General features: G+C 67.1%; 1 protein-coding gene. It reads left to right on the top strand.

Features of this window, described 5'->3' with window-relative positions; all coding sequences use genetic code 11:
- Window positions 1–255, top strand: a 255-nt coding sequence (locus KW845_RS29380) for a TRAP transporter large permease subunit (protein WP_218372952.1), incomplete at both ends; no start/stop codon positions are given.

A 255-nucleotide genomic window follows, 5' to 3' on the forward strand; every position in this document is an offset into this window, starting at 1 on the left:
TCGTGATGATCCCGCCGCTGTTCCTGATCTTCCTGGTGCTGGGCACGATCTTCATCGGCATCGCCACGCCGACCGAGGGCGGGGCGATGGGAGCGGTGGGGGCGATCGTGATGGCGCTGATCCGCCGGCGGCTGACGCTGGACCTGCTGCGCCAGGCGATGGACACGACCACCAAGCTGTCGTGCTTCGTGGTGTTCATCCTGGTGGGCTCGACGGTGTTCGGGCTGACCTTTCGCGGCGTCAGCGGCGACCTGT

It is taken from the genome of Bordetella sp. BOR01 (genome assembly GCF_019218885.1).
GTDB lineage: Bacteria > Pseudomonadota > Gammaproteobacteria > Burkholderiales > Burkholderiaceae_B > Bordetella_A.